The sequence below is a fragment of the Candidatus Methanodesulfokora washburnensis genome (assembly GCF_003947435.1).
In the GTDB taxonomy this organism is placed as follows: Archaea; Korarchaeota; Korarchaeia; order Korarchaeales; family Korarchaeaceae; genus Methanodesulfokora; species Methanodesulfokora washburnensis.
The window spans coordinates 1-8,385 of record NZ_RCOS01000082.1 but is presented as its reverse complement, the minus strand read 5'-3'; the positions used below and the strand labels follow the sequence as shown (position 1 = coordinate 8,385).

Annotated in this window: 11 protein-coding genes; 7 read left to right on the top strand and 4 right to left on the bottom strand. The window is 42.7% G+C overall.

The features are described from left to right. Positions 1 to 299, top strand: a 299-nt coding sequence (locus tag D6D85_RS06915) for a coenzyme F420-0:L-glutamate ligase (protein ID WP_202617269.1), incomplete at its 5' end; no start/stop codon positions are given. A 381-nt stretch (positions 300 to 680) separates the two neighbouring features. Here D6D85_RS06915 and D6D85_RS06910 read toward each other — a convergent pair. The 3 genes from D6D85_RS06910 to D6D85_RS06900 all read right to left on the bottom strand — a co-directional run bounded on the left by D6D85_RS06910 (position 681) and on the right by D6D85_RS06900 (position 3,165). Continuing rightward, positions 681 to 1,445, bottom strand: coding sequence for an ABC transporter permease (locus D6D85_RS06910; protein WP_237558782.1), 765 nt, complete (start codon positions 1,443 to 1,445; stop codon positions 681 to 683). 2 nt (positions 1,446 to 1,447) lie between these two features. Further along, positions 1,448 to 2,446, bottom strand: a complete 999-nt coding sequence (locus D6D85_RS06905; RefSeq protein ID WP_125671340.1) for an ATP-binding cassette domain-containing protein — start codon at positions 2,444 to 2,446, stop codon at positions 1,448 to 1,450. Between the two features lie 242 nt (positions 2,447 to 2,688). Beyond that, a complete protein-coding gene (locus D6D85_RS06900) occupies positions 2,689 to 3,165 on the bottom strand; it encodes a hypothetical protein (RefSeq protein WP_125671339.1) in 477 nt (158 codons plus the stop codon). A gap of 111 nt (positions 3,166 to 3,276) precedes the next feature. On the opposite strand from D6D85_RS06900, the gene D6D85_RS06895 reads away from it, so the two are divergent. The 3 genes from D6D85_RS06895 to D6D85_RS06885 all read left to right on the top strand — a co-directional run bounded on the left by D6D85_RS06895 (position 3,277) and on the right by D6D85_RS06885 (position 5,563). Then, positions 3,277 to 3,666: a hypothetical protein gene (locus tag D6D85_RS06895; protein ID WP_125671338.1), complete on the top strand. Its 390-nt coding sequence runs from the start codon at positions 3,277 to 3,279 to the stop codon at positions 3,664 to 3,666. A 237-nt stretch (positions 3,667 to 3,903) separates the two neighbouring features. After that, positions 3,904 to 4,968: an AAA family ATPase gene (locus D6D85_RS06890; RefSeq protein WP_125671337.1), complete on the top strand. Its 1,065-nt coding sequence runs from the start codon at positions 3,904 to 3,906 to the stop codon at positions 4,966 to 4,968. Further along, entirely contained in the window at positions 4,955 to 5,563 is a 609-nt protein-coding gene (locus D6D85_RS06885; protein WP_125671336.1) for a hypothetical protein, read from the top strand. The genes D6D85_RS06890 and D6D85_RS06885 overlap by 14 nt, the downstream gene beginning before the upstream one ends. Positions 5,564 to 5,646: 83 nt before the next feature. Here the strand turns inward: D6D85_RS06885 and D6D85_RS06880 are convergent, their stop codons facing one another. Further along, the gene (locus D6D85_RS06880; protein WP_125671335.1) at positions 5,647 to 5,835 is read right to left on the bottom strand and encodes an SPASM domain-containing protein; all 189 of its coding nucleotides are present in this window, start codon (positions 5,833 to 5,835) and stop codon (positions 5,647 to 5,649) included. Between the two features lie 179 nt (positions 5,836 to 6,014). Between D6D85_RS06880 and D6D85_RS06875 the strand changes: the two genes are divergently transcribed. The 3 genes from D6D85_RS06875 to D6D85_RS06865 form a co-directional block, all read left to right on the top strand. Continuing rightward, positions 6,015 to 6,920 (top strand): D-2-hydroxyacid dehydrogenase, encoded by a 906-nt coding sequence (locus D6D85_RS06875; RefSeq protein ID WP_125671334.1) that lies wholly within the window; start codon positions 6,015 to 6,017, stop codon positions 6,918 to 6,920. Further along, on the top strand, positions 6,911 to 7,930 hold the full coding sequence (locus tag D6D85_RS06870) for a pyridoxal-phosphate-dependent aminotransferase family protein (protein WP_125671333.1): 1,020 nt from the start codon (positions 6,911 to 6,913) through the stop codon (positions 7,928 to 7,930). Before D6D85_RS06875 ends, D6D85_RS06870 begins: the two co-directional genes overlap by 10 nt. Continuing rightward, on the top strand, positions 7,908 to 8,385 hold a 478-nt coding region (locus tag D6D85_RS06865), incomplete at its 3' end, for an ARMT1-like domain-containing protein (RefSeq protein WP_125671332.1). The genes D6D85_RS06870 and D6D85_RS06865, both read left to right, overlap by 23 nt.

The window sequence follows — 8,385 nt, the reverse complement described above, 5'->3', positions numbered from 1 at the left end:
CTTATGGCATTGATCCTGTGGACAGAGGATTTGGCTCACCTGATCTGTATGGAAAGCCTAAATACGGAGGGGTTGACATGATAGTGCATGAGCTATGTTCAGCTGCAGCTCTTCTTTTCAAACAATCCTCAGAGGGAATACCTGTTGCAATAGTTAGGGGATATAAGTGGAGAGAATGTGAGTGTAAGCTCAGAGAGGCAATTCCATCAATAAATCTAATAAAAGCAGCGAGATTAACAGCAAGAAGGACTGCAAGAATCCTTGGAATTAGAAAAATAATCAGAAACTTGCTATGTTAAAGTTGAAGGTCGACCCTTCAGGTATTTATGCTCAGGAGAGGCCGGATCAAGAGAATAGCAGACTTGTATCGAAGCCGGCGATTAATGCACACCGAGTTTCTTAATAGTCAAGTGAAATAAACAAATACGGTGGCTAAAGCAAGGGGAGGTAGAGCTCCTGCATCTATTTAAGATAAAGTGTAATATGTTTGCAAGAATGCTCAAGATGTTGAAGAATGTATTTGTCTATAGGAAGAGAGAATCATGCCTTAAAGGATCTTGAGCTTCGTATCTTTCTAGAAGAGCTCTCTAGGCCTGAATTATAGAATACCGAGTTTATTGAGCTTTCGTATGGACATAGAGTAATGAAAGTCCTTGGATTAGCTTAAGCTCACCAGCTCCTCACTCTATGATCCTCCTGAAGCTTACAGATGCCGCTATAAACATTATGACATCGAATATCGTTATTGCGACTATGTCTAATGGGAGGTTAGAGATCTCTCCGGTGATAATAAGGCCTCTGACAGCATCTACGACATAACTTAATGGGTTAATTGATGAAAACTCCCTCAATATTGGAGGCATTATCTGGATCGGATACAATGCATTGCTCGCAAAAAATAGGGGCATAACTATAGCTTGGCCTATCCCCATAAACCTCTCTCTGGTCTTCATGAATGAGGCTATTAATATCGATATCGCGGCAAAACCGCCTGAGGACAGGAAGACTATTATGAAAGCCAGCATGAAGTATGCAGGGTTTGGAATAAATCGCACACCAATTACAAGAGCTACCGGCAGGATTATCAATAGCTGAAAGAGCGCTCTAACACCAGAAGACATGGAGCGGCCTATAACTATGGAATATCTTGAGGCAGGCGTGACGAGCAGTTTCTTCAGGATCCCTGAGTCCCTCTCCCAGACAATTGTAAACCCGTAGAATATGCTTACGAATGTAGTTGATTGGATTATGACACCAGGAGTTATGAAATCTGTATAAGGCACATTGCCTGTTGGTATTCCCCTAATCCTTCCCATTACCGGACCATAGATAGCTAACCAGAGGATTGGTTGAATCGCCCTAGTGTACATTTCAGTCCTGTCATGCCATAATCTCCTCACTTCAAGCTCAATCATGACCAACATATTTCTAAGAGATTCCATCATTATTATCCCCCCTTTATCATGCGACGCATATGCATGATCTCCCCTATTCTTTCCTTTCCCTCTAGCCTCTCTCCAGCATACTTCAGGAATACATCGTCAAGAGTAGGCTTACTTATGGAGATCCTTTCCGTGGAAATATTCCAATTCTTCATTAAGTCTATCAGCGGGGGGAGTGCGCGTTCGGCATCCTTGACCAGTATGCTTAACCCCCTACCTTCCTTGAAGACATTCAGCACGAAATCCGTATTCCGAAGTTCTTGAATTATCTCCTGTTTAATATCAGTTCTTTTGAGTTCTAGTATTATCATCTCTCCTCCTAAAGAGCGTTTTAACTCCTCAGCTGTGCCCCTTGCCACTATCTTTCCCCGATTTATTATGGCTATCTCATCAGAATATAGGTCAGCCTCGTCCATGTAATGTGTGTTGAAGAATATCGTGACACCATACTCTCTCTTGAATACATTTAGTCTCTCCCAGACCGATTTCCTTGCTCCAGGATCCAGTCCTATCGTTGGCTCATCTAAGAACATTATTCTAGGCTTTATGAGCATGGCACACGCTATCTCCAGTCTCCTAATCATTCCGCCCGAATAAGTCCGAACTAAATCATTCTTGACATCTGTAAGGCCCATCTGCTCCAGAACCTCATCTATTATCCTCTCCCTCTTGTCTTTTGGCACGCCAAAAATTTTGGAATAGATCAAGAGGTTCTCATAACCACTTATATCCGTCCATACGCTCATCTCCTGAGGAACATAGCTTATGAGCCTCCTCACCTTATCACCCTCATGAACAACGTCGAAGCCGAATACGGAGGCCCTCCCAGATGTAGGTCTTATCTGCGTAGTCAGAATGCGCATAAACGTTGTTTTTCCAGCACCATTAGGCCCTAAGAGCGCGAATGATTTCCCGGGTTCAACGGATAAACTTACACCATCTAGAGCTTTCACTTTTCCATCATAAATTTTTACGAGATCCTCTACATGGACTGCGAGATCCATAAAGGTCTCTCCACGCTAGATATTTAAAAATTCACCTAATTTTCGAGGTTCCTGATGATAGGAACATATGGCATCTAGCAGTAAGAGGCTTAAGGGGAAATCTTTCTCAGCTTCATCCCAGCTCCTCAATTGCATGGGATTCAGCCAGAGCTACTAGTTCCTTTTGTCCTTCTCAGTTTTCAGTCATGAAGAGCTTATTTCGCGCGTAGCATGCGCGTGAGTCACACGCATTAAAAGTTATTTCAGTAAAATTTTAGTCTAATATCTCTTAAAAATCTTATCAGAATGTAGAAGGTCGGAATAATGCATGGAATCCACCATATCGGTATGCAAGAGTGATCCAGCGAAATGCACCCCATTATCATTGCAGTTGGATCCGAGGGGCATGGGAGCCTTCCCCTAAGGGAGAAGAAGAAAACCTCCTCCGTCACCATTGAGAGCATTACGTTGGATATTCCCTTTCCTAGGTTCTTCATCAGTTTTCCGCTCCTCAGGTATACCCAGAAGGAGCCTAGTAGATAAAGAGGGTGTGTGAAGAATATATCGTATAAATGTAAATTGTATCTAAAAATATATAAATCAATATAAAATGAATTTTCTGGGAAGTATCTCCAAGGAGATAGAAAAATCTCTATAATAGCCAGAATAAAACCTGTGAGAAGTGCAGATGTCATAGATCTTAGATAAAGGGATATTTCCTCCTCATTTCTTGCGTTCATAGCTCCCTTAGAGTTTAGAGTGAGATTAAAAATTTTGTCACCATGCCCCAAGCTTAAGCTCGTTATTATGTCTAAATTAAATTTAAAGGTCAGGTAAGTATAGGAGGATTTATGACAGTTGTGTGGACTGTTAAAGCTGTGGAGGAATGGTGCGAGGAACATGGGGGTCTCAGTTCCTATAAAGAGGCCAGAGAGAAGTTTGGACGCTGGATCCACAGCGCAAGCTATGAGAGCTGCTCCGAGCTCAGGAGGAGGGTGGAAGAATATCTGGAATCTAAAAAGACCGAACCGGGAGATCTTCTGGCTCTGAGAATGTTCTGTGGTGCTGCTATTGATACTGAGTTAGAGTACAATGAGAGGATTTACAATCTGCTGAAGGAAGCTCTCAGGCATATAGCTGAGACAGGCGATGATATAATAATAAGATCCCATGCAAAAGTTCTAATCGAGCTGATCACGGTGGCAGAAAAGCTGAAAAGTGGGATAGTATGCTTTGGTTAACTGTAATGTATAATAATGGTAGAACATAACTTTTATTAGGTATTATACTACATAACGTTTACTAATTTTAACTGTTGTCCTCAGAGGATTTATCCCCTTTGCTGCCTTGTTTCCAGCTATTAGAAACAACACCGATGCTGAAGTATGTCGCTGTTGAATAAAGGTAATTTTAAACTGTAAATCATTTTAGGAAGCGAAGCTTTTTATTCATCATCCTCTATTCGTCAAGGGAGATGCGTGATATCCTCCATCTCGATTAGCAATTTCAGAGGAATCAAGAGCGGGAGAATAGACGGATTAACTAACATCAACGTGTTGATAGGGGCAAATGGGGCAGGAAAATCCACAGTGCTGGAAGCTATTTATCTGGCATCAGCCTGGGCAGAGTATAGAGATCAGGTAAGAAATTTCACAAAGTTTGATGTAGTAGCTCGAAGGAGGACTCAGAGAGGGAACTGGGAGATCTCAAAGAGCTTCTTGTGGTATGGAATGAATACAGATGAAGATATAAACATTTCATTGAATTTTAAATCAAATAAAATAATGGAATTCAAAATACCATATCAGGTTCGTCCTTTGCTTGAGCAACGGTGGATCTTCCTCAGGAGTAACGATAAATACGTAACTCCTGAAGGATATCTGCTTGCTGAAACAGCGGTTACTTTAGGAATGGAAGGGATCTACAATGAGTTTAGGGAGGAAATAGGTTACTTGAGAGGAGTGACTCTAGTAGATAGTATGATTTATTCAAATATAGAACTTATTGAGAGAAATATCTGGCCCAAAATATACGGTAAGCGTTTGGATAAGAACCTCATATCACTTATAAAAGAGGGGTATGAGCCCGATGCCGACTCTATAACATATGTTCCAGTCAGTCCAAACGAATATGCACTGATGGTCGGCTTTTCGGATAAGGCTGTACGTATCGATGATTTGGGCGATGGCGCCAGAGTGTCCCTAGTGATAGCTTCTGTTCTTTCAACTGTCAGCAATACAGCTGCGTTAATAGAGGATCCAGAGGTTCATCAGCATCCCGCCGGCTTGGAGAAGCTTCTAAACTTTGTTCTAAAGGTTGCTGATAGCAACAACATCCAGCTATTCATCACAACTCAGAGCCTCGACTTCCTAAGAACACTCCTCTTTATCTATCCATCTAACTGCAAGATATTTGCCTTAAGAAGGGATAATGAGGGAAATCTCGGATGCAGACAATTTACTCTGGACGAAATCGAGGATCTGCTTGAATCCAAGGTGGATATCAGGAGGGTCGTGGAGGAGTTGCAGCTTGAAGCTCGTTGAATCCTCCAGAACAAGGGTTAAGGGGTATGTAATTTTCGGCAATGGACAGAGAGATGAGAGAATATTTGGTGCTATTTCCTCAAAATTCAACGATAAAATTTCCCTTTCAAGCCCTCTCCTTTCACATGAAACCGGCCTTTCCGCTGCTTTTAAATCCATAGCAAAGCTCGCAGAGCTCGTGAGCTCTTCTTTTAAGTATATAATAGTCATTGATCGAGAGCATATGGATGAGAGTCGCTTGAAGAGTTTTGCAGGTGAACACGGATTTGAGCTTCAGAGTCTCAGGAAGCTTGGCGAGTTTGCATACCTATTAAAGGTTAAAAGAGGCGGAAGAGTTGCTGACATCTATATTGCAGTGAGCGGTTTTAAGAAGAATATAGAGGAGAATGTCGCAAAGCTAATAGAGAAATGTTATGGGGAGAATGTAGAGCCATCGAAAGAGGCAATTAAAGAATGGCTCAGGAGAAGGAATCAGACTGAAAGGGATCTCATAGAGAAGGCGAGTAAAGAAGTGCTGGAGGAGTCTTTTCCCGGGATTGTTGCAGTTATAAAAAGCTTCATTGAGAGTACTGAAGTTGAGAAAGCCAGAAACTGATCTTTGATATTCGAAAATATAAATAATACAAAAGAGATTTTAGAGATAAAAAAGTGAGGAAATTTATGAGCATGCATCTGCTTTTATGAATATAAGGGGACACACAGGTCAGACACAAATAGATCTCCGGTATATGCAAGAGCTCTTGCACGGCAGCCTCCGCATGTCTCCCTGTACCTGCACGATGCACAGTAGCCCTTTAAGTTGCTTCTGTTCCTCAAGGCCTTGAAAATAGGGCTTTCCTTCCAGATCTCAAGTGCAGGTTTTTCCATCAGGTTCCCGGTGTTGATTATAAAGTAAGGATATTATGCAAAATCCATGGGTCTACAAGAAGGAAATAGCCATCAGTAAGATAGCATATATATACAACTAAGGAAGAAAACTTTAAATTCTGTTGTTCAATTGCTCTGCGCCTAGGTGATGCCTAGTTGTCGGAAGGTACAATGTACTTATAACTGATAAGGTTGCCGAAAAGTTTGTACATCTCTTAAGAGAAAGAGGATTTGAAGTTGATTACAGGCCGGGCATATCCAGAGAAGGGCTTATAAGGGCAATAAAAGGTTGTAATATCCTCGTTTTTAGAGGGCGGTTGAGGATAGATAAGGAGATCATAGAGGCAGGCTCAGATCTAGTAGTACTTGCGAGATATGGCATAGGTCTTGACAACGTAGACGTAGATCTTGCGTTGAAAAAGGGGATAGCAGTTGTAAATGCGCCAAATGCCTCATGTATAAGCGTTGCTGAGCTTGCAATAGGCCTTCTCATCTCCGTCTTCAGGAATATCTATGCGCTTGTTGATGCGGTGAAGAGGATGGAGTGGCCGAAGGGCAGGTTTACCGGAAGAGAGTTGTATGGAAAAAAGCTTGGTGTGATAGGATTTGGAAGGATAGGGAGCAAAGTAGCTGAATATGCAAGGGCATTGGGCATGAACGTACTGTTTCATGATATCAGGGATGTATCTGAAGATGCTAGGAGAATAGGAGCTGTGCAGACAAGCCTGGAGAATCTGCTAAAGGGAAGCGATGCAGTGACAGTTCATGTGCAGCTAACGCCTCTAACATATCATATGTTGAATGAGAGGACGTTGTCCATGATCCCAGATAACGCTGTTATTGTAAATACAAGTAGAGGGGAAGTAATAGACACAAAAGCGCTTCTAAATCACTTGGATAGGCTTGGTGGAGTTGCTCTTGATGTCTTGGAGCAGGAACCTCCAAAAGATGAGATTTACAGGAAGCTCATAGGGCATCCGAAGGTCATTGTGACGCCTCATATTGGCGCTGAAACCGCTGAAGCAATGGATAGAATAGCAGATGAGCTTCTTCAAAACATAATGGAGGCGATAAAATGGCTCTAAAGTACCTAACACCCGGTCCTGTTCAGGTTCCGGAATTTGTCCTAAGTGCAGCAGCTAAGCGGCCGCAATTTCATAGAACAGAGGAGTTTAGGGAGATCTTTAAAAATGTGGCGGAAAAACTGGCCAAAATAGGTAAGACTCCGGTGATAGCACCTGGTACTGGAACCTTCGCGGTTGACGTGATGATCTACAACTACCTCAACCCCGGTGAGAGGGCGATAGCTGTAGTTACAGGCGAGTTTGGAAAAAGGCTTGCCGAGTCAATGAGGTCAAGGGGCTGTGTGGTGCATGAGCTGACATGGAAGCATGGGGATGCGCCTCCACCCGACGTGCTTGAGGATTTTGCTGGCAAGGTGAGAGATGTAAAGGCGATAGCTGTAGTGCATAATGAGACGAGCACTGGCACTACAAACAGATTTGTTGAGAGATATCAGGATATAGCAAGCTCTATGGGAGCAGTTCTGCTGGTTGATAGCGTCTCTGCATTTCCAGCTGAACTCGTGGAAGGGGATGTGATAGCAACAGCATCTCAGAAAGCGTTTATATCGCCACCTGGAGCAGCGATCCTCTTCTTGGCTAAGGAGCCGAGAGCAGTGTCAAACATTCCTCCTTCAATGGATCTGAGGAAATTCCTAAATAGCATACAAAAGTTTGAAACACCATATACACCGCCTGTAAATGTAATATATGGGTTGAACGCAGCTCTAGATTACATACTAGACATGGGGCTGAAGAGATACCATGAGATCCACAAGGAGAGAGCGGAACTCCTCTACAGAAAGCTGAAACTTAGGCCAGTTCCCAGGCAATCTCTCAGAAGCTACACTGTCACAGCATTTTATGCGGACAAAGCACGTGAGATAATAAATGTGCTGAGGGCTAATGGCTATGTCATAGCAGGAGGTATGGGAGAGCTGAGAGATAGAACGATAAGGATAGGGGTCATGGGCGAGATAGAGCTTGAGGATCTGGAAAAAATTGCGGAGGTTGTTAACAGGATTGTGGCTTGATAAACTCTGCAAGCTCTGTCTAGTTCATTCAAGGACCAAGGATTTAATAGATCTTGGTTGCTCGGAGAAAGTACCACAGCTTCTCAGGTTTCTAGCGGATGTTATGGGAAAAAGCAGAACAGAGGCATTTTCTGAGTCCTTTGACTACATAAAGGTGTTGTTAAACTCAGCAGATCCATATAAAGAGAGGAAGAAAGAGCTTAATAAAGCAACAGAGCCTGTTGCATACAATATCAGGAGGTGTCTTGCTCATAAAAGCTGGAATCTAAAAGAAGCTTTGAGGATATCGGCAGCTGCGAACATAATTGACACCTCAGTTCTTGGTTATGAGAGTAGGGATTTGGTTGAAGCCATATGGGAGAAACCGGCATTAGAGGAGCACATCGAGATCCCAAAAAATGTATACATAATTCTGGACAATGCTGGAGAAGCCCTGATAGATGTTGTTTTAGCAG

Bases quoted from the DNA above. Each gene is read 5' to 3' on its own strand.
- D6D85_RS06910 (WP_237558782.1), bottom strand. From the start codon at position 1,445: ATGATGGAATCTCTTAGAAATATGTTGGTCATGATTGAGCTTGAAGTG.
- D6D85_RS06905 (WP_125671340.1), bottom strand. From the start codon at position 2,446: ATGGATCTCGCAGTCCATGTAGAGGATCTCGTAAAAATTTATGATGGA.
- D6D85_RS06900 (WP_125671339.1), bottom strand. From the start codon at position 3,165: ATGAACGCAAGAAATGAGGAGGAAATATCCCTTTATCTAAGATCTATG.
- D6D85_RS06895 (WP_125671338.1), top strand. From the start codon at position 3,277: ATGACAGTTGTGTGGACTGTTAAAGCTGTGGAGGAATGGTGCGAGGAA.
- D6D85_RS06880 (WP_125671335.1), bottom strand. From the start codon at position 5,835: ATGGAAAAACCTGCACTTGAGATCTGGAAGGAAAGCCCTATTTTCAAG.
- D6D85_RS06870 (WP_125671333.1), top strand. From the start codon at position 6,911: ATGGCTCTAAAGTACCTAACACCCGGTCCTGTTCAGGTTCCGGAATTT.